This is a genomic window from Prochlorococcus marinus XMU1419 (genome assembly GCF_017695955.1).
GTDB classification, from domain to species: Bacteria; Cyanobacteriota; Cyanobacteriia; order PCC-6307; family Cyanobiaceae; genus Prochlorococcus_A; species Prochlorococcus_A marinus_AD.
In genome coordinates this window covers 305129-329618 of the sequence record NZ_JAAORO010000003.1, presented here as the reverse complement: position 1 = coordinate 329618, position 24490 = coordinate 305129, and the positions used below count along the sequence as shown (strand labels likewise).

29 protein-coding genes and 1 pseudogene are annotated in these 24490 nt (G+C 32.9%); 20 read left to right on the top strand and 10 right to left on the bottom strand.

Translation table 11 applies throughout. The features are described from left to right. Positions 1 to 161 precede the first annotated feature (161 nt). The 11 genes from HA151_RS07935 to HA151_RS07885 all read left to right on the top strand — a co-directional run bounded on the left by HA151_RS07935 (position 162) and on the right by HA151_RS07885 (position 7503). Positions 162 to 638: a hypothetical protein gene (locus HA151_RS07935; RefSeq protein WP_209106920.1), complete on the top strand. Its 477-nt coding sequence runs from the start codon at positions 162 to 164 to the stop codon at positions 636 to 638. Between the two features lie 23 nt (positions 639 to 661). After that, positions 662 to 1387: a F0F1 ATP synthase subunit A gene (gene atpB, locus HA151_RS07930; protein ID WP_209106919.1), complete on the top strand. Its 726-nt coding sequence runs from the start codon at positions 662 to 664 to the stop codon at positions 1385 to 1387. Positions 1388 to 1551: 164 nt separating this feature from the next. After that, complete coding sequence (gene atpE, locus HA151_RS07925; protein WP_002805169.1) at positions 1552 to 1797, top strand: ATP synthase F0 subunit C; 246 nt, start codon at positions 1552 to 1554, stop codon at positions 1795 to 1797. 68 nt (positions 1798 to 1865) lie between these two features. Beyond that, a complete protein-coding gene (locus tag HA151_RS07920; RefSeq protein WP_209106918.1) occupies positions 1866 to 2327 on the top strand; it encodes a F0F1 ATP synthase subunit B' in 462 nt (153 codons plus the stop codon). Beyond that, positions 2324 to 2836, top strand: coding sequence for a F0F1 ATP synthase subunit B (locus tag HA151_RS07915; RefSeq protein ID WP_025882323.1), 513 nt, complete (start codon positions 2324 to 2326; stop codon positions 2834 to 2836). The genes HA151_RS07920 and HA151_RS07915 overlap by 4 nt, the downstream gene beginning before the upstream one ends. Further along, a complete protein-coding gene (gene atpH, locus HA151_RS07910; protein ID WP_025915067.1) occupies positions 2836 to 3378 on the top strand; it encodes an ATP synthase F1 subunit delta in 543 nt (180 codons plus the stop codon). Before HA151_RS07915 ends, atpH begins: the two co-directional genes overlap by 1 nt. Before the next feature lie 30 nt (positions 3379 to 3408). Further along, the gene (gene atpA, locus HA151_RS07905; protein WP_011863563.1) at positions 3409 to 4926 is read left to right on the top strand and encodes a F0F1 ATP synthase subunit alpha; all 1518 of its coding nucleotides are present in this window, start codon (positions 3409 to 3411) and stop codon (positions 4924 to 4926) included. A gap of 18 nt (positions 4927 to 4944) precedes the next feature. Continuing rightward, on the top strand, positions 4945 to 5895 hold the full coding sequence (locus HA151_RS07900; RefSeq protein ID WP_209106917.1) for a F0F1 ATP synthase subunit gamma: 951 nt from the start codon (positions 4945 to 4947) through the stop codon (positions 5893 to 5895). Between the two features lie 16 nt (positions 5896 to 5911). Next, positions 5912 to 6238 (top strand): 2Fe-2S iron-sulfur cluster-binding protein, encoded by a 327-nt coding sequence (locus HA151_RS07895; RefSeq protein WP_011819064.1) that lies wholly within the window; start codon positions 5912 to 5914, stop codon positions 6236 to 6238. Then, positions 6235 to 6426: a hypothetical protein gene (locus HA151_RS07890; protein WP_209106916.1), complete on the top strand. Its 192-nt coding sequence runs from the start codon at positions 6235 to 6237 to the stop codon at positions 6424 to 6426. The genes HA151_RS07895 and HA151_RS07890 overlap by 4 nt, the downstream gene beginning before the upstream one ends. Positions 6427 to 6453: 27 nt before the next feature. Then, positions 6454 to 7503, top strand: coding sequence for a DUF3326 domain-containing protein (locus HA151_RS07885; RefSeq protein ID WP_209106915.1), 1050 nt, complete (start codon positions 6454 to 6456; stop codon positions 7501 to 7503). A gap of 5 nt (positions 7504 to 7508) precedes the next feature. On the opposite strand, the gene HA151_RS07880 is transcribed toward HA151_RS07885, so the two are convergent. Genes HA151_RS07880 through HA151_RS07865 form a run of 4 tightly spaced genes read right to left on the bottom strand, consistent with a single transcriptional unit; the run spans position 7509 to position 12010 of the window. Next, on the bottom strand, positions 7509 to 9206 hold the full coding sequence (locus tag HA151_RS07880) for an NAD+ synthase (RefSeq protein WP_209106914.1): 1698 nt from the start codon (positions 9204 to 9206) through the stop codon (positions 7509 to 7511). Then, on the bottom strand, positions 9203 to 9781 hold the full coding sequence (locus tag HA151_RS07875; protein ID WP_209106913.1) for a nicotinate-nucleotide adenylyltransferase: 579 nt from the start codon (positions 9779 to 9781) through the stop codon (positions 9203 to 9205). The genes HA151_RS07880 and HA151_RS07875 overlap by 4 nt, the downstream gene beginning before the upstream one ends. A 6-nt stretch (positions 9782 to 9787) precedes the next feature. Further along, the gene (locus HA151_RS07870) at positions 9788 to 11029 is read right to left on the bottom strand and encodes a GTP-binding protein (RefSeq protein WP_209106912.1); all 1242 of its coding nucleotides are present in this window, start codon (positions 11027 to 11029) and stop codon (positions 9788 to 9790) included. Positions 11030 to 11032: 3 nt separating this feature from the next. Next, complete coding sequence (locus tag HA151_RS07865; protein ID WP_209106911.1) at positions 11033 to 12010, bottom strand: CNNM domain-containing protein; 978 nt, start codon at positions 12008 to 12010, stop codon at positions 11033 to 11035. 74 nt (positions 12011 to 12084) lie between these two features. Here HA151_RS07865 and HA151_RS07860 point away from each other — a divergent pair, with 74 nt between their 5' ends. From HA151_RS07860 to HA151_RS07850, 3 genes are all read left to right on the top strand, one after another. After that, positions 12085 to 13410: an aminopeptidase P N-terminal domain-containing protein gene (locus tag HA151_RS07860; RefSeq protein ID WP_209106910.1), complete on the top strand. Its 1326-nt coding sequence runs from the start codon at positions 12085 to 12087 to the stop codon at positions 13408 to 13410. Between the two features lie 60 nt (positions 13411 to 13470). Continuing rightward, the gene (locus HA151_RS07855) at positions 13471 to 13629 is read left to right on the top strand and encodes a hypothetical protein (protein WP_209106909.1); all 159 of its coding nucleotides are present in this window, start codon (positions 13471 to 13473) and stop codon (positions 13627 to 13629) included. 107 nt (positions 13630 to 13736) lie between these two features. After that, positions 13737 to 14204 carry a 30S ribosomal protein PSRP-3 gene (locus HA151_RS07850; protein WP_209106908.1) on the top strand — a complete coding sequence of 156 codons (468 nt, stop codon included), beginning with the start codon at positions 13737 to 13739 and terminating at the stop codon, positions 14202 to 14204. Between the two features lie 2 nt (positions 14205 to 14206). On the opposite strand, the gene atpC is transcribed toward HA151_RS07850, so the two are convergent. Both atpC and atpD read right to left on the bottom strand, forming a co-directional pair. Then, positions 14207 to 14611 carry an ATP synthase F1 subunit epsilon gene (atpC, locus tag HA151_RS07845; protein ID WP_209106907.1) on the bottom strand — a complete coding sequence of 135 codons (405 nt, stop codon included), beginning with the start codon at positions 14609 to 14611 and terminating at the stop codon, positions 14207 to 14209. A gap of 41 nt (positions 14612 to 14652) precedes the next feature. After that, positions 14653 to 16113 (bottom strand): F0F1 ATP synthase subunit beta, encoded by a 1461-nt coding sequence (gene atpD / locus HA151_RS07840; RefSeq protein ID WP_209106906.1) that lies wholly within the window; start codon positions 16111 to 16113, stop codon positions 14653 to 14655. A 219-nt stretch (positions 16114 to 16332) separates the two neighbouring features. Here atpD and groES point away from each other — a divergent pair, with 219 nt between their 5' ends. Together groES and groL are read left to right on the top strand one after the other, a co-directional pair. Beyond that, on the top strand, positions 16333 to 16644 hold the full coding sequence (gene groES / locus HA151_RS07835) for a co-chaperone GroES (protein WP_209106905.1): 312 nt from the start codon (positions 16333 to 16335) through the stop codon (positions 16642 to 16644). Positions 16645 to 16695: 51 nt separating this feature from the next. After that, entirely contained in the window at positions 16696 to 18333 is a 1638-nt protein-coding gene (gene groL / locus HA151_RS07830; protein ID WP_209106904.1) for a chaperonin GroEL, read from the top strand. A gap of 71 nt (positions 18334 to 18404) precedes the next feature. Here groL and secG read toward each other — a convergent pair whose 3' ends face one another. Together secG and gpmI are read right to left on the bottom strand one after the other, a co-directional pair. Next, complete coding sequence (secG, locus tag HA151_RS07825) at positions 18405 to 18632, bottom strand: preprotein translocase subunit SecG (protein ID WP_209106903.1); 228 nt, start codon at positions 18630 to 18632, stop codon at positions 18405 to 18407. A 24-nt stretch (positions 18633 to 18656) separates the two neighbouring features. Beyond that, positions 18657 to 20279 (bottom strand): 2,3-bisphosphoglycerate-independent phosphoglycerate mutase, encoded by a 1623-nt coding sequence (gpmI, locus tag HA151_RS07820; protein WP_209106902.1) that lies wholly within the window; start codon positions 20277 to 20279, stop codon positions 18657 to 18659. Between the two features lie 138 nt (positions 20280 to 20417). Here gpmI and pyrR point away from each other — a divergent pair. Beyond that, positions 20418 to 20936 (top strand): annotated as a pseudogene (gene pyrR / locus HA151_RS07815) (bifunctional pyr operon transcriptional regulator/uracil phosphoribosyltransferase PyrR). Between the two features lie 25 nt (positions 20937 to 20961). Here the strand turns inward: pyrR and HA151_RS07810 are convergent. Continuing rightward, positions 20962 to 22530: an Hsp70 family protein gene (locus tag HA151_RS07810; RefSeq protein WP_209106901.1), complete on the bottom strand. Its 1569-nt coding sequence runs from the start codon at positions 22528 to 22530 to the stop codon at positions 20962 to 20964. 98 nt (positions 22531 to 22628) lie between these two features. On the opposite strand from HA151_RS07810, the gene HA151_RS07805 reads away from it, so the two are divergent. The 3 genes from HA151_RS07805 to HA151_RS07795 all read left to right on the top strand — a co-directional run bounded on the left by HA151_RS07805 (position 22629) and on the right by HA151_RS07795 (position 23801). Beyond that, complete coding sequence (locus HA151_RS07805) at positions 22629 to 22865, top strand: DNA-directed RNA polymerase subunit omega (RefSeq protein ID WP_209106900.1); 237 nt, start codon at positions 22629 to 22631, stop codon at positions 22863 to 22865. Positions 22866 to 22867: 2 nt separating this feature from the next. Next, the gene (locus HA151_RS07800) at positions 22868 to 23239 is read left to right on the top strand and encodes a DUF1818 family protein (protein WP_209106899.1); all 372 of its coding nucleotides are present in this window, start codon (positions 22868 to 22870) and stop codon (positions 23237 to 23239) included. A gap of 310 nt (positions 23240 to 23549) precedes the next feature. Continuing rightward, the gene (locus tag HA151_RS07795; RefSeq protein ID WP_209106898.1) at positions 23550 to 23801 is read left to right on the top strand and encodes a DUF2811 domain-containing protein; all 252 of its coding nucleotides are present in this window, start codon (positions 23550 to 23552) and stop codon (positions 23799 to 23801) included. Between the two features lie 6 nt (positions 23802 to 23807). Here HA151_RS07795 and HA151_RS07790 read toward each other — a convergent pair whose 3' ends face one another. Further along, positions 23808 to 24266: an EVE domain-containing protein gene (locus HA151_RS07790; RefSeq protein WP_209106897.1), complete on the bottom strand. Its 459-nt coding sequence runs from the start codon at positions 24264 to 24266 to the stop codon at positions 23808 to 23810. Positions 24267 to 24490 lie beyond the last annotated feature (224 nt).

The window sequence follows — 24490 nt, the reverse complement described above, 5'->3', positions numbered from 1 at the left end:
TTTTATTTTTGAAGAATCAAGTAAAAAATGGTTTACAGATTCAACATAAATCTTAAGAATTAATTTTTTATGAAAAAAAACTAGCTAAAAGGCACCTCTCCGTGATAGATTCCGTGAGTTTATATACTTACTTCAAACCATTCAGAGAGGGTTTCTAAACTATGTTCACATCAGTGGACTCAAATAGAAAAAAACTTGAGCATCCTTCTAATGAGAATGTTCAATTTTCTCAATCCCTGAATAATTCGATCATAAAAGAAAGTAAATCTGGCATTGCCAATCAAATAAATCATTTGCTTTCTCAAAATGATGAATACACAAAATTGCAATTAACAATTTTTGGAGTTACTTTTATTGTTTCTATTTTATTAGCATCAATAACTGGAATTTTTCTTGGCTTTACTTTTGGTTTTAGTATTTTTATAGGTGCAATTGCCGGCATTTTTTACCTACGTTTGCTTGCCAAAAGTATAGGGAAACTTGGTAAAGAATCTTCAGGTGTATCAAAATTGCAACTTTTAGTTCCAGTTTGCCTCTTTATTTTTGCAAGCAAGCTAGGATCTTTGGATATTTTTCCTGCAATGATAGGTTTTTTCATTTATAAACCTTCACTCATTCTTTATTTTTCACGTTCTTAAGTAAATTTTTTTATTCAAAACAAATGTTTTTTAATTCCTTGATAACAAATTTTGCAGCATTAGAAGTTGGTCAACATCTTTATTGGCAAGTTGGAAATATCAGACTTCATGGGCAGGTATTTTTAACATCTTGGATTTTATTAGGAGCGTTATTAGTTTTTATTTCTTTAGGAACTAAGAAAATGGAAAATGATCCTAAAGGCCTTCAAAACTTGCTTGAGTTCCTATGGGATTACATAAGAGACCTTGCTAGGACGCAAATAGGTGAAAAAGTATATAGAGATTGGATGCCATTTATAGGTACATTATTTTTATTCGTCTTTGTTAGTAATTGGGGGGGAGCTTTAATTCCTTGGAGATTGGTTAAGTTGCCAAGTGGAGAATTAGGTGCACCTACTGCAGATATCAATACAACTATTGCCTTGGCTTTGTTGGTTTCACTTTCTTATTTCTATGCAGGTTTAAGCAATAAGGGATGGAGATACTTTGAATATTACGTTCACCCAACTCCTATTATGCTTCCTTTCAAAATTCTAGAGGACTTTACGAAACCTTTATCACTCTCCTTCAGGCTATTTGGAAATATTTTGGCTGATGAACTTGTTGTTGGTGTACTAGTCTTTTTAGTTCCGCTGATTCTCCCAATACCTGTTATGTTCTTAGGATTATTTACTAGTGCAATACAGGCATTGATTTTTGCAACTTTAGCGGCCTACTACATTGGAGAAGCTGTTGAAGAACATCATTAGCTGTCTTCTAATACATTCAGACGCTTTTACAAAGGGTCTGTAATCTGGCAAAATATCTAATCGCGTAGGTCTGAAAATATCAGACCCATTCTTAAAAGAAAGGATGTCCAGGCGTGTATGACAAAAAAGATTATCACAAGTATTAAGCTCTTTATTTCAAAATTATGGATTCGATTACTTCCGCTGCATCAGTTGTAGCTGCTGGTTTAGCAGTTGGTCTAGGTGCTATTGGCCCAGGTCTTGGACAAGGAAACGCAGCTCAAGGTGCTGTTGAGGGTATTGCCCGTCAACCAGAAGCTGAAGGTAAAATCAGAGGAACTCTTCTTTTATCTTTTGCTTTCATGGAGTCATTAACAATTTACGGATTAGTTGTGGCTTTGGTACTACTTTTTGCGAATCCTTTTTCCTAAAAGTTAATATTGCTTCTAATCCTTATTAGCAATATCTAAATTTAATTTTTTAACTTCAACTGAATCATATGTTGGCCTTTAATTTTTTTGGTGCTACAGAAGGTGGATTATTTGATATAAATGCCACTTTGCCACTAATGGCGATACAAGTAGTTGCGCTTACTTACATATTAAATTCTCTCTTTTTTAAGCCTGTAGGCAATGTTGTAGAGAAAAGAGAAAAGTTTGTAAGTAATAATATTATTGAGGCCAAAAATAAACTTTCTGAGGTTAAAAAATTAGAAGCTGATTTATTAACTCAGCTTCAAAGTGCTCGTTCAGAAGCCCAAAGAATAGTAAGCGAAGCTGAGGATGAATCTGATAAGCTCTATAAAGAAGCGCTAGAACTTGCTAACAATGAAGCAAATGCTTCAAAAGAAAAAGCAAGACTAGAAATTGAAAGTCAGACATCTGCTGCGCGTGATCAACTTTCTAAACAGGCTGATGATTTAAGCGAACTTATTGTTAATAGATTGATTCTAGAAAAATGAATTTAACTCTTTTAGCTACAGAAGGTTTTGGATTGAATTTCAATTTATTTGAAACTAATATCCTTAATTGGGCTGTAGTAGTTTTCGGTCTTTATAAATTTTTGCCTGGTTTCCTAGGTAAAATGCTTCAAAAAAGGAGAGAAGGAATCCTTCTTGAATTAAAAGATGCTGAAGATCGACTCCTAAATGCAACTCAAGCTTTAGAAAAGGCGAAGAAAGATTTATCTTCAGCAGAAGAAAAAGCTTCTCAAATAAAAGCAGATTCCCTTAAAAGATCTGAATCAATCAGAATGGAAAGTGAGAAAAAAGCGATAGAGGAGATGGCACGAATTAAACAAAGTGCAATCTCTGATGAGAGCTCTGAAGCATCCAGAGCAATTTCTCAACTTCGAAAAGAAGCTGTTGAACTGGCAATTAAAAAAGCTTTAGATTCTCTCCCAAATCGACTTGATAAAACAACACAAGAAAATTTGGTAACTCAATCAATTAACAATATTGAGGTGAACTAATGCCACTTTTAAATTCAGTTACTACACCATACGCCGAGGCATTACTTCAAGTTGTGAATGAAAATTCGCAAACTGAAGAGATGGTTTCTGAGGTTAAACAACTCTTGGAATTAATAAATGATTCCCCTGAATTAGAGAAGGCACTATCTTCTCCCATTCTTGAGACAGATGCTAAGAAGAAAATTATTATTGAAATTTTTTCAAATAAGGTTAATTCTTCTTTACTAAATTTCTTAAAATTATTGGCCGATAGGCAAAGAATTGGAATCCTTACTTCAATTCTTGATAGGTTTTTAGAGATTTACCGAGAAAATAGTAATATTGCTTTGGCAACTGTTACTTCTGCAGTCGAGCTTACTGATGAACAGAAAGGTTTAATCACCAAAAAGATCATCAATATTGCTGGAACAGAAAAATTAGAACTTGTAACTAAAATCGACCCATCTCTTATTGGTGGTTTCGTCGCCAGTGTAGGATCAAAAGTAATTGATGCTTCCCTTGCTTCACAAATTAGAAAACTTGGCTTAACTCTTTCCAAGTAACTTTTAAATCAACCTTAAATTCTTAAATCCATGGTATCTATACGCCCTGATGAAATCAGTTCAATCTTAAAACAACAAATAACTGATTATGACCAATCTGTAAGTGTTAGCAATGTAGGAACTGTTCTGCAAATCGGTGATGGCATTGCAAGAATATATGGCTTAGATCAGGTCATGGCAGGTGAGTTGTTGGAATTTGAGGATGGTACCGAAGGTATAGCTTTAAATCTTGAAGATGATAATGTTGGAGCCGTTTTAATGGGAGAGGCACTTGGTGTTCAAGAAGGAAGTAACGTTAAGTCCACAGGTAAAATCGCATCTGTTCCCGTTGGTGAAGCGATGCAGGGGAGAGTTGTTAATCCTTTAGGACAACCAATAGATGGGAAAGGGGAAATTCCAACAAGTGATACTAGGTTGATTGAAGAAATGGCTCCTGGAATAATCAAGAGAAGATCAGTTCATGAACCAATGCAAACAGGTATCACATCTATTGATGCAATGATTCCTGTTGGAAGAGGTCAAAGAGAATTAATTATTGGTGATAGACAAACTGGAAAATCTGCGATTGCTATTGACACAATAATCAATCAAAAAGGTCAAGACGTAGTTTGTGTTTACGTAGCTATTGGTCAGAAGTCAGCATCAGTTGCAAACATCGTAGAGGTCTTAAGAGAGAGAGGAGCCCTAGATTATACAGTCGTAGTTAGTGCAGGAGCTTCAGAACCAGCTGCTTTACAGTACTTAGCACCTTATACTGGCGCGGCCATTGCTGAACATTTTATGTATCAGGGTAAAGCAACACTTGTTATTTATGATGATCTAACAAAGCAAGCGCAGGCTTATAGACAAATGTCTCTTCTTTTAAAGAGACCACCAGGAAGAGAGGCTTATCCTGGAGACGTGTTCTACTTACACAGTAGATTACTAGAAAGAGCTGCGAAACTTTCTGATGCAATGGGAGGGGGTTCTATGACAGCTCTCCCAATTATTGAAACTCAGGCAGGGGACGTTTCTGCTTATATTCCAACCAATGTTATTTCAATTACAGATGGACAAATATTCTTGAGTGCAGATTTATTTAACTCAGGATTAAGACCAGCTATTAATGTTGGTATTTCTGTTAGTCGTGTTGGCGGAGCTGCTCAGACAAAAGCAATTAAAAAAATTGCAGGAACTTTAAAATTAGAACTCGCACAGTTTGATGAACTGGCTGCCTTCTCTCAATTTGCATCTGATCTTGATGAAGCAACTCAGCAACAACTTGAAAGAGGTAAAAGACTAAGAGAGTTATTAAAGCAACCTCAATTCTCTCCATTAAACCTTGCAGAACAAGTTGCAGTTGTTTATGCAGGAGTGAAAGGTCTTATTGATGAGGTGCCTGTTGAAGATGTTACTAAATTTGCTACTGAACTTAGGGAATATTTAAAGTTAAATAAAGCAGAATTTATAGAAGAGATTCTTAAAGAAAAGAAATTAAATGATGGATTAGAAGCGACACTAAAAGAGGTGATAAATGAAGTTAAATCATCAATGCTTGCCACAGTTTAAATTTATTTAGGAGATACAATGGCAAATCTGAAAGAGATTAGAGATCGAATCGTTTCCGTTAAAAATACGAGAAAAATAACGGAGGCCATGAGACTTGTTGCAGCTGCAAAAGTTAGGAGAGCTCAAGATCAAGTTCTTAAGAGTAGACCTTTTGCAGATAAACTTGCACGGGTATTAGAAAATATTCAATCTAGAGTACAATTTGAGGCTGTCGATTCTCCTCTATTAAGCAAGAGAGAAGTAAAGAACATCAGCTTGGTTTGCATAACTGCGGATAGAGGTTTATGCGGTGGTTACAACACAAATATAATAAAAAAGGTAGAAATAAGATACGCAGAATTAGTCAAACAAGGGTATCAGCCAAATTTAATTTTGGTAGGGAAGAAAGCTATTGGATATTTTCAAAATAGAAAGGATAGATATGTAATTAAAAGTACTTTCAAAGAACTAGAACAAGTACCCACAGTTAAGGACTCTGAAGGAGTTACAAATGAGATTTTAGCTGAATTTCTTTCAGAAAATTCTGATAGGGTGGAAATTATTTACACGAAATTCATCACTCTTGTTAGCTGCGCCCCTGTCGTTCAAACACTATTGCCACTTGACCCTCAAGGAATTGCTGAGGAAAAAGATGAGATTTTTAGGTTGACTACAAAAGATAGTAAGTTACTTGTTGAAAAATCAAATATTGAAAAAAGTGATTCAGAGAAGTTGCCATCAGATATTGTTTTTGAACAGAGTCCTGATCAACTATTAGATTCGTTATTACCATTATATTTACAGAATCAGGTACTTAGAGCTCTTCAAGAGTCGGCAGCTTCAGAACTAGCCTGCAGGATGACTGCGATGAATAATGCGAGTGATAATGCTAAAGAATTAGCAAGTACTTTGAATCTAACCTACAACAAAGCCAGACAAGCAGCTATTACGCAAGAAATATTAGAAGTAGTAGGAGGTTCTGCAGTTTAGCAATAAGATTTAGGAAATGCCTGAATATAATATCAAAGTTCAATTTGAGCAAAAGACTTTTAGTTTTTTATGTTCTGAAGATCAAGATATTATTTCAGCGGCAAAAATGAATGGAATAGATTTACCAAGTAGTTGTTGTTCAGGAGTTTGTACAGATTGTGCATCCATGATATTGGAAGGATCTGTAGATCAAGAAGATGCCATGGGATTAAACGATGATTTGAGGGAAAAGGGCTTTGCACTTTTATGTGTGGCATATCCCAAGTCAGATTTGAATATTGTTATTGGTAAAGAAGTAGAAGATGATTTATATAATGATCAATTTGGTAAATATCAAAAATGAAATTAAGTTCAGTTGATTTTTATTTAGATTGGCCAGTTTCAATAAAATTAAAAAATTTAAGGGAATTTATCATTGCAAATTTAGAAAAAAAAGGTGATTTAATTCGATGGTCAATTGTTGATATTCAAAATTCAATTGACTCTTTTGGAACAAAACAACTTAAAATTAAAGCTGTCTTAGCTAATTAAAAAATATAAATTGAAATAGTTCTAATAATGGAAAATTCACCAACAATATTCATTGTTCCAACTGGTATTGGTTGTGAAATAGGAGGTTTTGCAGGGGATGCACTTCCTACCGCTAAATTATTAGCATCGGCAAGTGGATGTTTAATTACTCATCCAAATGTTATGAATGGCGGTACTCTTTCAGAAAAAGATAAAAATATTTTTTATGTTGAGGGTTATAGTTTAGACCGACTTGCTAAAGGTGAAATCGCTTTAAAAAAGGTGAAGCAACAGAAAATTGGGATAATTTTTGATTCGGCCATTGAAAAAGAAATATTAGTGAGACATTTACAAGTTGCTGATGCATGTGTTTCTACTTTAGGGATTAATGTTCATTCTTATGTGATTACAAAAAATCCATTAAACATAGTTATTGATTCTGATTCTTCAAAAATCAGTGGTGGCATAATTGAAAATCCTGATACTCTAATTGATGCTGGAAAATGTTTAATAGAAAGAGGAGTTACGGCAATAGCAATTGTGGCAAAATTTCCAGATGATCCAGATTCTTTAGAAACAAATATCTATCGAGAGGGGAGAGGGGTAGATCCTATTGCTGGAGTCGAAGCAGTTATAAGCCATTTAATAAGCAAATTTTTAAAAGTTCCCTGTGCTCACGCACCTGCTTTAAATCCAATTGAATTAAATGAAAATTTAGATCCTCGTGCAGCTGCAGAAGAAATAGGATACACCTTTTTACCATCAGTACTGATTGGGTTAAGTAATGCTCCTGACATTGTTGAATTGCCTACTAAAAATGAATCATTCTCACTACACCCTGATCAGATTGAATCTATTGTTGTTCCTAATGGTGCATTAGGTGGAGAAGCAGTACTAGCAGGGATTGAAAAAGGTTTAAATATTATCTCTGTAAAAAATCAAAATACATTAAAAGTGACAAATGAGTTTTATGAATATCCCAATCTTTTCGAAGTGGATAATTATTTAGAAGCTGCAGGCATAATTCTTGCTATCAAAAAAGGTATCAACCTTGATTCAGTTAAACGGCCTTTAAAAAAAATCCAACAGTGTATTTAAAGTGATTAATAAGATATTGCTATGGGAACTCTCCAGTCACTTCCTAATGATTGACTGCTTAGTTTTAGGATTGGAGGAGCCTGCTTTCTTTTAAATTCCGCTTTTTTTATGAGTGAGATAATTTTTAAAATTAAATCTTTTTTATAACCATCTTTTTCTAGTTGTTGTAAATCTTTTTTCTCTTCAATAATTCCTTTAAGAATATTATCTAAAATAGAATAAGGTGGTAGAGAATCAGTATCTAATTGATCAGGACCTAATTCGGCACTTGGAGCCTTCGTACGTATATTTTCTCCAATTATTTCCACATTAGTATCTAACATATATGACTTTCTATGATTAATTGAATCTTTACTATCAAGCCAATTGCATAATTTAAAAACATTAGTTTTATATAAATCCCCGATTACCGATAATCCCCCATTCATATCACCATAAAGTGTGCAATATCCTACAGCTAGCTCTGATTTATTTCCTGTTGAGAGTAATAAATGCTTTTCTTGATTTGCTAAAGCCATAAGAAGAGTTCCTCTGATTCTTGATTGAATATTTTGATTTGTTATTTCAGCCATCTCGAAAGATATTGTATTTATAAAAGATTCTTCAAAAGAGTTCATCAATTTTTCAATTGGGATGCTATTGAAATTTATTTTTAATCTTCTCGCTAAATCTTTCGCATCACTCTTTGAATGAGATGAGCTCCACTTAGAGGGCATTGAAACGCAATGAATGTTATTACTGCCTAGAGCAGCTGTCGCAATTGCTGAAACTAGTGCTGAATCAATGCCACCACTTAGTCCAATTAAAGCTGTTTTAAAACTGCATTTTTGAGCATAATCCCTAACACCAAGGACTAATGCATCAAAAATTGATGACATCTCAGAATTTTTAAATTTATTTTTTTGAGGTTTTGTTTGTTTAATATCCCAACTGGAGAGGTCTTCTGAAAAAGATTTTAATTGCTTAATTTTAGATCCATTCTTATCAAGAATAAAACTATTTCCATCAAAAATTAAATTATCATTTGCTCCAATCTGGTTTACATATATCAGCGGTACTTGAAGATATTTAGCAGCAAAACTCGAAACTTTGGATCTTAGCTCTAACTTTTTGAAGGTATATGGGGAGGCCGATAAGTTCACTAAGATATCAACTTTTTTTTTCTTTAAATCAAAAATAGGATTTTTTTTATGAATTCCTCTACCTTCTATATTTTTGTTGACCCATAAATCCTCACATATAGTGAAGCCAAGTCGCCAGGTTTTATTATTAATTTCTTTTGTTAATACGGAAACTTTTTCTTCTGACCTAAAGTATCTTTTCTCATCAAATACTTCATAGGTGGGAAGGATAATTTTACGAGCAATTATTTTCCACTCTCCGCGCTCAAGCAATGCAATAGAGTTATAAAGATTTGGGAAAAAAGAATCATTTATTATCTCAGCTATCCCTACTGTGATACTCAAGCTTCCGTATTTTTTATTAATATCTAAGGCTAATTGATCAAGAATTTGATATTGATTTTTGATTAAATTTTTTTTAAGAAGTAGGTCATTTGCTGGATATCCCCATAGTGATAATTCTGGAGTAAGAACTAAATCAGCAAAAGTTGAGCTAGCTTTCGAAGCAGTACAAAGTATTTTTTTTGCATTACCCTCTAAATCACCAACTACTGGATTAATTTGAGCAAGTAAAAACTTCATTCAACTAATTTAGTGGATTCATATAAATTATTCTTTTTAACAATATCTATTAATGAAGTTGGTAAATGAGAATAATTGAAATTTGACCTGAGCGTAGAACTTGAAATGTTTGGGATTTTTATGGTTGAAATTTTAAATTTTACTTTATAAGTATCTAACATTTTAAGAGTATTTGATTCAACAGGATATCCCTCTCTTAAAATTACTAAAAAAGTAACCTCATCAGTAATTTTATCAAAATTTTTCCAGTAGAAAATATCTTTAATTAAATCGCTACCAATAACAAAATCTAGATTATTTAATTCATAAATTCTTTTACATTTTTTAATTGACTCTTCGGCCCATTGGCTACTAACACTTTGATTAAATAAAATTTTAGGATTATCTAAATCTTCAATAAGAGTTTTTAATAAATGGCTACGAATTAAGATATCTTCTTTGTGATTTTTGTTGGGGTTGTTACTAACATAACCAATTGTAAAAGCATATATTTTGGATAATTCTTCAAGAATTTTTTTATGTCCAATGGTAGGTGGATCTGCACTGGTACCAAATAATGCGATGCTTTTTCCCATTTAAGTTTAAGGCAGAATGCTAACAAAATTATTATTTAAATTTCTATTTGAAAAATAAATATTTATGTGTTTAAAAATCTCTGGATCATTAAAGTTCATTTTTTGGAGCATAATAGCAGGCTCTATAAAAGAAGCTTTGCTTCTTATAAATATCTCTTTTGCTGCTAATTGCCCAAGAATTTTTGTGGAATAAACTGCGATTACTGCCTGGATAATTGCTATGGGTCCATAGGGCAATAATGAAAGCCCGTTAGTGAAAGGTGCTGTTAAAATAATTACTTTTTTTATGAGGTTAAAAGAGGTATTGACGCCGACTTGAGTGACTCCCAAAAATAAATTATTAATTGATATATTTTTAAATATTTTTCTGGTAGATTCACCCTTTAGATTTAAGCCGTAAATCTTACTTAATTCCCTAATCAATGCTGTATCTAGTGCAAAACTACCAGCAATATCGAACATAATAAAAGGATTAAGAGCTACTGTTGATGCCTTTATGGTCGAAAATTTACCAATAGTTGACTGTGCTAATTTCTGCCTTCTTTTCAATCTTTGCTCTTTTATTTGCAGAAACAATTTGTCAGCTGATTGAAGGGAATTTAGTGTTAAAAATATCTCACCATATTTATTTATTATTTTTGTCATGTAATTTTTAAGATTGTTTTCATGATTAGTAATTATCGGAATATTTAAATCTTTTGGAAGCTTAAATTTTATACTTTCTATTATTTCTTTTAATTCAATTTTATTAAAAAGATCGATTTTATTTAAAATTACAATAATTTTTTTCCCATCTTTAATTAAGGATTTGATTTCATTTAATTCATTTCTATTTAAGTCACCTGAGACTATAAATAAAATAATATCTGTATGATTTATGAAGGAGTAAACTTTATCTGGGGATTTAATATCGCAGAAATCAAATCCTGGAGAATCTAGCAATTCTATACCGTTGAGTGTTTTATCTCTAATATTCCATTCTTCAGCTTGTATTTCTCTTGTAGTTCCATTAATAATATCAGTTTTATATAGATCTTTTTTTAATAAAGAATTTAAAACTGTGGATTTTCCTACTCCTGATTTTCCATATACTCCAATTCTTATTTTTTTTTCTTTGAGTCTAAAAAGTTGTTGATTAAAAGAAATTATTTCTCTATTTAAAAGACTTTTTTCATAATTGGTAAGGTCAATAGATTCCCACCAATTTTTTAAAAGTAAATAATTTTTATTAATTTTAAATTGTTTCATGATTTATTTTTTCCACCAACCCGCCAAAACAGATAGAACAGCTTCTGAACCAATAATTCCCACGAATCCCCCAAATTCATCTACTACTACTTTCACTCCTTTATGATTCTTGTCAAATCTTGTTAATAATTGATCTGCCTTAATCATTTCTGGAATATAGTCCACAGGTTCGCAAATTTCCGATAATAATTTCTTATTTTTCCCATTAACTAACTCTGCTAACATTTTTTCACGTTTAACTACCCCTTGTATCTTGTCAACTTTATCTCCCAAAATAACCCACCATGGAGAGTTATCGGACATTATGAGTTTTGAGATTTCATCAAGATTAGAAGACCCATCAAGGCAAGGTGCTGACACCCTAGGGATCATTAAATCTTTAGCTTTTAAATCATTTAGTTGAAAAACTTTAAATATCATTGCTGCCTCATCAGCTTCTATCAAACCTTTCTGACTTCCAATTTTGGCCATTTGCCTAATTTCTTCTTCATCAGTTGAAATTTCATTTTCTGCAGTAATAACAGGAAATATTTGTTCTATTAATATTAAGAATGGCCTCATTAGAGTATTTAATATTCTCAAGATAGGAACGGATAATATTGCTATTTGGACTGAAAATCTTGTGCCAAGAGCTTTTGGTAGTACTTCCCCTACCAAAACAACTAATATATAAAAAACAATTGAAAATAGGGTTAAACCATAACTACTGTTAATTACTAATGCTCCGTATACGCCTAAAATAAGACTTCCGATTATGTTAAATCCATTATTAGTGATAGTAATTACAGTTAATGTCCTTCCAAGATGTTTTCTAAGTTTAAGGAGTTGATTCGCAGAACTTTTTGGCTTTTGTTTTGAGGCTATTTCTAGAATTCTAATTGAATTTACAGCTAAAAAAGCCGCTTCTACTCCCGAACAACATGCAGAGCCAATTAAAATTATAATAATGAGCAAAATTAAACCGTAAACACTTGGTTCCATTAAAATAGAATAAGTACTAAATCTGTTTTAACTCATTCTTCCATTTTTTTTTTAAACACGCCAATACACAATTTATGTTTAAACAAGACAATAAAGTTTTTGAAGAAAGAAGAGAAATTTTCCTAAATAGATTAGGTGGAAAAGCTGCTATTATTCCTGGAGCTAATCTTGTAAAGCACCATGCTGATTGTGAATATCCTTTTAGACAAGATAGTAATTTTTGGTATTTAACTGGTTTCGATGAACCTGATGCTATCGCTCTTTTTTTATCTCATAAGCCAAAGGGAGAGAGATTTATTATGTTTGTTTCTCCTAAAGATGTCATCAGTGAAGTATGGCACGGCTTTAGATGGGGTTTAGAAGGCGCTGAAAATGAGTTTAAGGCAGATAAGGCTCACTCAATAACCGAGCTAAAAGATTTGCTTCCTAGTTATATAAATGGTTGTGATGAACTTGTTTTTTCGATTGGTAAGTATCCATTAATCGAGAAAATAGTACTGGAGATATTTTCACAACAACTTGAAAATCGCTCAAGATTAGGGATTGGTGCAAATTCTATAAAATCTCCAGAAATTTATTTAAATGAGATGAGATTAATTAAAAGTAAATTTGAAATTAATCGTATGAGAGAGGCTATACAAATTTCAGCAGAAGCTCATGAACTAGTTAGAGAATCTATCTCAACAAAGAAAAATGAAAGACAAATACAGGGGCTTCTAGAAGGATTCTTTTTGGAAAAAGGTGCAAGAGGTCCCGCTTATAACTCTATTGTTGCTTCAGGCGATAATGCATGTATTTTGCATTACACTTCAAATAACTGTCAATTGAACAAGAAAGATTTGTTGTTGGTAGATGCTGGCTGCTCACTAACTGATTATTACAATGGAGACATAACAAGAACTATCCCAATAGGCGGAAAATTTTCTAAAGAGCAAAAAGTTATTTACGAAATTGTATTGAGTGCGCAGAAAAATGCAATAAAAAGTGCAGTAACTGGATCCAATTCTAATGCTGTACATAATGTTGCCTTAAAAATTCTGATTGAAGGATTAAAAGAAATCGGGTTATTGGCAGGCAGTACTGAGGAGATAATTGAGAATCAATCTTATAAACATCTTTACATGCATAGAACTGGGCATTGGCTTGGATTAGATGTGCATGATGTTGGAGCATATAGAATGGGGGACTATGAAGTTCCATTACAGAATGGAATGATTCTCACCGTAGAACCTGGGATCTATATAAGTGATAGGATCCCAGTCCCTGAAGGACAACCTCTCATTGACGAGAAATGGAAAGGCATTGGGATAAGAATAGAAGATGATGTTCTGGTCCAAGACACAAAACCAGAAGTTTTAAGTATTGCTGCACTAAAAGAAATTTCTGATTTAGAATTTTAAAATTTGACTTATCTAATTAATAGATTTATTTTTTATAAAGTTTAAAGTTCAAATATGAATATGAATAAGTCAGATTCCCATGATTCAAAACTTTTGCAAGCAAGAGGTTTGGCTAGTCAGCTTGGTATGTTTGCTGAAGAAAACGACATCCCTAAAGATCTTTGGGATTCCTTGGAAGCTACAATTTATGATTTTTATAAAGTTCCTCATGATAGATAAAAATACTTTTAAAAAAAGTATGAATAACTAAAATCAAGAAATTTTGAATAAATCAATCAAAAGGTGACCATAAACTGATAAATTATTTATGAAAGATAATTAAGTGAATGACTTCATCAGATAAGTTAAATCAAAATTCAAAAGAAAAAATTAGTGATGACCCAAAATCTAAAAATTCTTCTCCTAATTCAGGAATGTTAGGAGCTTCAGCTGTACTAGCTGCTGCCAAAATTGATGAAGATGGGGTCCCTTCTGGTTATACTCCTAAACCTGACGAAGGAAGATTTATTATTAAAGTACTCTGGTTACCAGATAATGTCGCATTAGCTGTTGATCAAATAGTTGGGGGTGGTCCAAGTCCTTTAACTGCTTATTATTTTTGGCCGAGGGATGATGCTTGGGAAAAATTAAAAGGAGAATTAGAGAATAAGGGCTGGATTACAGATAATGAAAGGGTCGAAATATTGAATAAAGCTACAGAAGTAATCAATTATTGGCAAGAAGAGGGTAAAACAAAAAAACTAGAAGAAGCGAAACTAAAGTTTCCTGAAGTAACTTTTTGTGGAACTGCTTAAAATTAGTTTTTAGCAGCTTGAATCCTGGCTTCAGCCTTTGAAATTTCTTTCAAGGCTTTAATTTTCTCTGGATTTTTTTCATTTTCAGAGTATTTACTAATTTTTAATTTTGCTTCTTTAAGATCTTCTTCAGCATTTTGAATATTAATCTCAGAACCAATTTCAGCGTTGTTTACTAAAACTATGACTTCATCTGATTCAATTTCAGCAAAGCCACCCATTAAAGCAATAGATTTCCACTGAGAATTCATTCTTAGCCTTAAAACGCCAATATCAATAGCAGTAACTAAAGAAATATGTCCTGGTAGTACACCAATTTGGCCAGTTGTACTGGGTAAGATTACTTCTTCAGCTTCGCCTTGATAAACATTTTTGTTAGGAGCTAAAACTTTAAGAGAAATTGCCATTAAATTAAAAACTATTGAGGGTTAAATATTTTTATAGATGTTTATTTTTCTGCCTTTATTTTTTCAGCCTTTGCTTTGACTTCATCAATATTTCCGACTAAATAGAATGCCTGTTCAGGTAAATCATCTAATTCACCTGATAAAATCATGTTAAAACCAGCTATCGTGTCTTCTAATTTTACGTACTTACCAGACATGCCTGTAAATATTTCTGCTACGAAAAAAGGTTGTGAAAGGAATTTTTCAATTTTTCTAGCCCTATCAACTGTTAACCTATCCTCTTCAGAAAGTTCATCTAAACCGAGAATAGCAATAATGTCTTGAAGCTCTTTATATCTTTGCAAAGTTGATTGAACAGCTCTTGCAGTTTTGTAATGTTCATCGCCAACCACAGATGGTTGAAGCATTGTACTTGTCGAATCTAGTGGGTCAACCGCTGGATAAATTCCCTTAGCTGCAAGAGCCCTAGCGAGTACAGTAGTAGCGTCTAAATGAGCAAAAGTTGTAGCTGGAGCAGGATCTGTTAGGTCATCTGCAGGTACATAAACAGCCTGAATAGAGGTTATTGAACCTTCTAAAGTAGAAGTAATTCTTTCTTGTAATTCACCAACATCAGTTCCTAGAGTGGGTTGGTATCCAACAGCTGAAGGCATTCTTCCAAGTAAAGCAGATACTTCAGAGCCGGCTTGCACAAATCTAAAAATGTTATCAACAAAAAGTAAAACGTCTTGCTTGTTCACATCTCTAAAATGTTCAGCCATTGTAAGTGCAGATAAGCCTACCCTCATTCTTGCGCCAGGTGGTTCATTCATCTGTCCGAAGCATAAAGCAACTTTTGATTGTGTTAAATCATCTGCATTGATAACGCCAGATTCTTTAAATTCTTCGTATAAATCGTTCCCTTCTCTTGTTCTTTCTCCTACACCTCCAAAAACAGAAACTCCACCATGTTCTTTCGCAATATTATTAATTAATTCTTGAATCAAAACGGTCTTCCCAACGCCAGCTCCTCCAAATAATCCAACTTTTCCTCCTTGCCTATAAGGAGCTAAAAGGTCGATAACTTTTATTCCAGTTTCAAAAACTTTTGGCTTAGTCTCAAGGTCAGTTAATTTTGGAGCGGCTCTATGAATTGGCGCAGTATCTTTGGTTTTTACTGGACCTTGTTCGTCTACTGGTTCTCCTAAAACATTAAATATTCTTCCTAGAGTTGCTTCCCCTACAGGCACTGATATTGGAGCACCCGTATCTATTGCCTCCATGCCTCTTACAAGACCGTCTGTGCCGCTCATAGCGACTGCTCTTACTCTATGGTCACCAAGAAGCTGTTGCACCTCTGCAGTAAGTGCTATTTCTTGCCCAGCAGGATTTTTTGCTTCAATTCTTAAAGCATTTAATATTTTTGGTAATTTTCCGGCTGGGAATTCTACATCTAAGACTGGTCCAATTACCTGGCGAACTACGCCTTTTGTTTGTGAAGAAGTTGATGGAGTTGCTACCATTTTTTATTGTTTGGTGATGAATAGCTGATTTTATACAGCTTATAATCCGAAAATACTACCACCTCATGGGTAGATTCGTTAAATCGGTTCGGCCACCCGCACAGTTGAAGTATGGTTTAATTGCTGCTTAGCAGATTATGTTGTTGATGATACGGATAGAGAATTTCTCTTTCTAATTTTATGACGCATAGCGTCTCAATCATGATTCTCCATTAATCTATGGCAGCTGTTTCACTTACAGTCTCTACAGTTAAACCACTGGGAGATAGAATATTTATTAAAGTTTCCGCATCTGAGGAAAAAACTGCTGGGGGCATTCTTTTGCCCGATACAGCCAAGGAAAAACCACAAATAGGAGAAGTTGCTCAGGTAGGTCCTGGGAAACTTAACGAAGATGGTTCTCGACAAACTCCAGAAGTGAGTATTGGCGATAAAGTTTTGTACAGCAAATATGCTGGAACAGACATTAAATTGGGAGGAGATGAATATGTCTTGCTCTCAGAAAAGGATATTTTAGCTGTAGTAAGCTAAAATATTTGTTTCAAAAATTATTAAAACTTATTACTAAATTGCTGCCTAAACATGGCTAAAAGAATTATTTACAATGAGCAAGCTCGAAGAGCGCTCGAGAGAGGAATCGATATCCTTGCAGAGTCTGTAGCTGTTACGCTTGGACCAAAAGGAAGAAATGTTGTCTTAGAGAAAAAATTTGGTGCTCCACAAATTATTAATGATGGTGTAACAATCGCTAAAGAAATTGAATTAGAAGACCACATTGAAAACACAGGAGTTGCTTTAATCAGGCAAGCTGCATCTAAAACAAATGATGCTGCTGGAGATGGAACTACAACTGCTACTGTTTTAGCCCATGCAATGGTTAAGGCAGGTTTGAGAAACGTTGCTGCAGGAGCAAATGCAATAACCTTAAAAAAAGGAATTGATAAAGCTACAGAATTTCTTGTTGGCAAAATCCAGGAGAATTCCAAACCTATTAGCGATAGTAATGCTATAGCTCAATGTGGAACTATTGCTGCTGGTAATGATGAAGAGGTCGGTCAAATGATTGCCAATGCTATGGATAAAGTAGGTAAAGAAGGTGTTATCTCTCTAGAAGAGGGAAAATCAATGACTACTGAATTAGAAGTTACTGAGGGTATGCGCTTTGACAAAGGATACATTTCTCCATATTTTGCAACAGATACAGAAAGAATGGAGGCTGTTTTAGATGAACCATATATTCTTCTGACCGATAAAAAAATTGCTTTAGTGCAAGATTTAGTACCTGTTTTGGAACAAATAGCTAAAACTGGTAAGCCACTAGTCATTATTGCAGAAGATATAGAAAAAGAGGCTTTAGCTACTCTCGTAGTTAATAGATTAAGAGGTGTTTTAAATGTTGCAGCAGTAAAAGCTCCTGGATTTGGTGATAGAAGAAAAGCCATGCTTGAAGATATGGCTGTCCTTACTAATGGTCAACTCATTACTGAGGATGCAGGCTTGAAATTAGAAAATGCTACCTTGGATATGCTTGGAACTGGGAGAAGGATTACTATTAATAAAGAGACTACAACAATAGTTGCTGAGGGTAATGAGCAAGCTGTTACCGCTAGATGTGATCAAATTAAAAAGCAAATGGATGAAACAGATTCATCTTATGATAAAGAAAAGCTTCAAGAACGTCTCGCCAAATTAGCAGGAGGAGTGGCAGTAATTAAGGTTGGAGCTGCAACTGAAACAGAGATGAAGGATAAAAAACTTCGTCTTGAGGATGCTATTAATGCTACAAAAGCTGCTGTTGAAGAGGGGATAGTACCTGGAGGAGGAACAACTCTTGCTCATCTGTCCCCAATTTTAAAAGATTGGGCTGATAAAAATTTGGCAGGAGAAGAACTTATTGGAGCTAACATCGTTGAGGCTTCACTTACCGCTCCTCTAATGAGAATTGCAGAAAATGCAGGTTCTAATGGTGCTGTAATTGCTGAAAATGTTAAATCTAAGCCATTTAATGATGGATTTAATGCTGCTACTGGAGAATATGTTGATATGTCTTCCGCTGGTATTGTTGATCCTGCAAAAGTTACTCGTTCAGGATTGCAAAATGCAGCTTCAATAGCAGGAATGGTCCTTACCACTGAATGCATTGTTGCAGATTTACCTGAGAAAAAAGATTCAGCTTCACCCGCCGGTGCACCAGGCATGGGTGGTGATTTTGATTATTAATTTAATAGTAGTAATCTAATTTTATTTTTAATTTAAAGGGATCACGTTAGTGGTCTCTTTTTTTGTTAAATTTACGAAATCCAACCAGCGCTAAGAATAATTGCTAGAGATAAAAATATTGCTAAGAAAATCCAAGTAATTTTGTCAAGAGATGCTTCAGCACTACTTGCGCTATTAAACATTGAACTTCCACTAGCAGCGATACCTCCCATCCCGTCGCCTTTGGGACTATGAAGTAAAACTAAAAGTATTAGAAGAGTTCCAGAAAATACCCATATCCAACTCAAAATTTGAATCATTGCTTAAATAAAGATTTATTACCTTTAAACATGTTGTACAACCTTATTATAACCTTTCAACTCGATTTCTTTAATAAGGGATTTTCCTGTCATTTCTTTTGGAATTGGGAGACCTAGTAATTGTAATATAGTTGGTGCTATATCCGCCAAGCCAGCATTGTTCCTTAAATCAATCTTATTTCCCATATTCGGTATTTTTCTTTTTTCTCCCTCAACAAAAATTAAAGGGACTTTATTTACAGTATGTGCTGTCCATGGTTCTCCTGCAGGCCCTTTCATCACCTCTGCATTACCATGATCAGCTGTTATGAGAATGCTCCCACCCATTTCTCCAGTAGCATTTACTATTTGACCAATACATTTATCTACTGTTTCTATTGCTTTTATTGTTGCATTCATATTGCCTGTATGACCGACCATATCTGGATTGGCAAAATTTATAACAACAAAAGCATAGTTTCCACTTTTAATTGCATTAGAACAACTTATAGTTAGTTCCTCGGCAGACATTTCAGGTTTCATATCATAAGTTGCGACTCTTGGAGATGGAATTAAATGTCTCTCTTCTCCCGGTAAAGGAATTTCTACTCCTCCATTGAAAAAATATGTTACGTGAGGATATTTTTCTGTCTCTGCTGTTCTGTATTGTTTGAGACCGTTTTCTGAAACTATTTGGCCGACAAAATTATTGAGAGATTCGGGAGGAAATGCAACTTTAACGGGGAAGTTTATGTCATATTGAGTAAAGGTAACCAAATCTAAATTTGGGACAATTTTTCGTTCAAAATCTGAGAAATCTTTTTGTGAAAGTGATTTTATTATTTGTCTAGCTCTATCTGGACGGAAGTTAAAGCAAATTAAACTATCCCCATCTTTTAAATAGTTTTCGGTCATTCTTATAGGTTCTATGAATTCATCAGTAGTGTTTTTTTTATAACTTTCTTCAATGTAATCTTGGGGAGAAATATTTGTTGATTTGATATCTGGATCAGTCAAATTAGCGTACGCTTTTTGTGTTCTTTCCCATAAAAGATTTCTATCCATTATCCAGTATCTTCCACATATTGAGGCTATCTCGCCTGTATTACATTTTTTTATACATGACTCTATTTGATTTATATATTTAGATGCACTTTTTGCGGGAGTATCTCTTCCATCAGTAATGATATGAATAGCTACTTTTTTTAAGTCATTATCAGATGCCCATTTTATTAAACCTAATAAATGATCAATATGACTATGCACTCCTCCATCAGAACATAATCCAGTGATATGCAAAGTAGAGTTGTTCTTTTTTAATGAATCAACTATCTCCTTTAATTCACTGATTATGCTCAACTGATTATTTTTTACAACATTTGAAATCCTTACAAGTTCTTGTTGGATTATTCTTCCCGAACCAATAGTAAGGTGTCCTACCTCTGAATTACCCATTTGACCATTTGGGAGGCCTACATCAGCTCCACTTGCACTAATTAGAGTGTGAGGATAGGCATGCCATAAAGAATCCATGACTGGAGTCGAGGCACTTTTTATAGCATTGTCAACAATATCTTCTCGATGTCCCCATCCATCCAGTATTGCAAGAACTACTGGACTTTGGGGAGTGTTAAACCTATTTATATTTTTGCTTCTAATCATTGACATATTTTAGATCAAATTCCTTTTTAAGTGATCTATTATTAAATTTAGCTTTAAACGATACTCTTTAACAATTTATATTTTAAATAGTTAGCTTTTGCTAATTTATGAAAATATTAAAGATATTTTATTTTTTGGAAAATCATGTCCAATAAAACAAAAAGGATCATAATACTTTCTGAAGATGAGTTTAAAAGAACCCTGTCACGTTTAACTTCCGAAATTATCGAAAAAGTAAAAAATATTGAAAACCTTCTTTTGATTGGTATTCCTACTAGAGGAATGGATCTGGCCGAAATTCTAGAAAATGAGTTATTCCATAAAACGGGAATAAAAATAATGTAAGGAATTATTGATCCAACATTTTATAGAGATGATCAAGATAAAGTTGGAACTCGCCTTATAAAAGCCACGAGTATACCAACTCCTATTGAGAAAAAAGAAATTCTATTGATAGATGATGTCATTTACACAGGCAGAACAATTAGAGCTTCAATGGATGCTCTTTATTCATGGGGGAGACCTAAAAGAGTCATGTTATTAGTAATGGTAGATAGAGGTCATAGAGAATTGCCCATTCAACCTGATTTTTGTGGTAAGGAAGTCATTACTAGTAAGAATGAAAGTATTTTTTTAAGTCTAAATAATGTTGATAATGAATAAGTAGTTTCTCTAATATGACTTTAGTTTATATGATATTTCCTAAATTATATTCTCCTAAAAATTCACCTTTGATATCAAAACACTCAACTAATAAATAACCTTTTTTATTTATCATGAAGAAAAGTTTTAAGTTGTCTATTCCAATATTAGATTTATTTTTTAGCACTATTTTGAGTGGGTTTTTTTTCCATTTAATAATTTCTTCTTGACTTTGAATCTCTGATAATTTTGGTAATCCGTCTTCAAAAATTACATCATATTCTCTTTCTATTTTAGTTTCTCCAATTGTTATTTCAAAAATTTGCTGATTATTTTTACTGGCTTGCAGGATAAGTTTTAATGGGTTTTCTGTTGGCCATGTTTGACCTTTGCAAAAAATTGGATGCCAGAAGTGTTTTTGTTCCCTTTTATTGAATAATCTTATAGAAATACCTTTGTTTAATATGTCTTTAATTTTTACACCTGGAGTCATTGCCAATGCACCTAAAGCTATCGATTCAATTGGAGGAGGTGACTGGATTTGAATATTTGAAATCTTTTTTTTTATCCATTCTTTAATTAATGGAATTTGAGTACCTCCACCAACCAAAATGATTACATTTAAGTCATCGACTGTGCAAAATTTTCCTCGTGCTTCATTTAATAAATCTTTAAGTAATGAATCTAGGTGATTAAGAAGATTATTTTCGATAACAATATTCTCAAATATTTCTTTACTTAGGAAATATTCTTTTTCTTGATTTCCTTCAAAGAAAAATTTTATTGGATATTTGCTTTCATTTTTGATTTCAGGTGAGCTGAGTTTACATTTTATTTCCTCTGCCTTTAATAGATTTATTGAACATTTATTATTTGGGATAAAATAATCAACAATCCATTGATCAATATCTTTACCACCAATTTTTGAGCCTGCTTTACTTATAATTTCAGCACATCTTATCTTTTGTTTTGAAATTGAGCTTATATCATTTCCTTTAAATCTTAGAAGTTCAGCTATTGGACCAGATTTTCCTTCCCCGCCTTCTATTTTGACTATATTCATATCGATTGTGCTTCCTCCAATATCTAATGTCATAATTTTGGATCCGAATGGTACTTTTATTCCTAAACTTGCTGCAGTAGGTTCATCCACTAGTGCTATTTCATCAACAGATATTTCTCCGCAAAGATTTATTAACCATTCTCTGTAACCTTTGTATGTATCAATAGGTGCAGTTAAAACAAGTCTCTTTATTAAATATTTTTGAGGAATGTTAGCCCATAGAAATTTAAAAAATTTTTCGCCACATTCAGTAGGTTTTAAGATATTTTTCTTATTAATTTTTTCGAAGGGATTTCCAATTAATCTTTTAAAATTCGAATGAAAAAACAAATCCGAATTTGCATTTTCTCTCATATTTAGAGCACTAATACCTATTTTTGGAATTTTTGAAGATTCTTCAAACCAAATTGCTGTAGGTATAACTCCTGGAGATGATGTTATGTTTGGTATTTCAACTAATGCAGAATTTAGATCCTTTTGATCTTGAAAAGCAACTACAGTATTAGTATTTCCTAAATCAATAGCAAGCGTTCCACATAAGTTCTTTTCCATATAAATTTTTTTTGAATCAATTTAAGTTCGTTTTGTAATTTATGTTTTGAATAGGGCCAATTAACTGTAAAATATATTGTAAAACAAAAAGAAATTTTATGAACATATCAAATAAAGCTGGTATTGACTCAAATGATCTTGCTAAAAGAGGTGAAAGTTTAATAAGAAAATCAACTAATAGATACTTAACAACGGTAAGAATTGCTTTTAGAGCTAAACAAAGACGATTTGATGATTTTGATGGGTTATTGGAGGAGTCAAGTATAAAACCTGTTCAGAGATCCATAATTGAACTTAGCGATGAGCAAGACCAACCAGATTTACTTCCAGGTTAACTTTGTTAGAAAACAAAAAAAAATGGAGATTACTTAAAGATTTTAAAAAAGGTAAATTTTGTTTTTTGATTGGGGTTGATAATTGGTCAATTGAGTTGCAAAAAAGTGAATTTGATTCACTTTGTCTTTTACTTATAAGAATTAATCAACAAATATTGGATATCAAAAATGAATTAATGGATGAAGAGTCCATTACTTTAGAATTAGAACAACTGCCCTGGTATGTTGAGTTAGAGGGTACAAAAAGTGATTGGAGTTTAAGGTTTGTTTTTGATAGTCAAGGCCAAAATAGATCTTTCGAAATGTATTGGCCGATACCTATAGCACAAAATTTATTTTATGAAATAAAAAACATGTGGGAATCAATGAATTAAAAGATAAAAAAATTTGGAATTTTTTGGAAATATTTCCCCGTAAACAAAAAAATTTTTCACAACTTTTCCACAACTATTTTTTAAAAAATATCTACTGATCTAATTATGTGGAAAACTTCTGATTTTATACAAATATTAATATTTAAAAGAGATTTATTTTTAGAAAATTGATTTTCATGAACCTCCCCTTTATGACTTAATTCTCATCATTCTATTAATTAAGACTGTCTCATAAGTATTCTTGTTGACGATTTAGTAATTTTGAAGAAAACTTAATTTTATAAATTTTAATTCAATTAATTATTTGAATATGCAAAAGTTTAATTACGATTCGAACCCAATAGTTATAAATCAAAAAGAGGAGGTAATTAGTTTCAAATGCGAACTTCAAGAAAATCTCCAAAGGGCTATGCAAGAATTTGTTGAAAAACATCCTAACTGGGATCAATACAGGATAATACAAGCCGCGATTGCTGGATTTTTGATGCAAAAAGGGTTTCAAAATAGAGATTTAACGCGACTCTATATTGGAAATATGTTTTCAATGAATTTTAAGGATTAAAATTTTTTATATTTTTTCTAATAGTATTTTTGCTACCTCATTTCGGATAGGTAATATTGACAATCTATTTCCTTTCTTTACAACTAATAATTCATCCTCACTAAATAAAATTTTTAATTCAGGTAAACTTAGCATCTTATTTGAGGTAGATATATATTTTACTTTTACACAATCCCATCTAGGATTTTCAGCTTTTGATTTTGGGTCAAAATATTTTGAATTTTTATCAAATTGCGTAGGATCAACGATATTTAAATCTATCACTTCCATAAGTCCAACAATGCCTGGGGGTTTGCAGTTTGAATGATAGAAAAAAACTTTATCTCCTTTATTCATTTTTCTCATGAAATTCCGAGCTTGATAATTTCTTATGCCATCCCATAATGTAACCCCATCATTCTTTAAATTATCGATACTGTAGGCATGAGGTTCGCTTTTCATTAGCCAGTAATTTATTTCAGTCATATCAAAAGGTTTGAAGGAAAAAGTAAGTAAGTTATCTGCTAGTCACTTGCTAGTCAAAGTGACAATTTATAGATTGAACTGCGCAATAAATAACTATAAATTTATTATCCATCAAAGAACCTATTTAGGAAAGTGATAGGTGGTATTAGGGTAAAATCTATTTTCAAAAAATGTATAGAAAATACTTCACAATTTTCTGCCAAAATTTAGGATCTTATTAATTT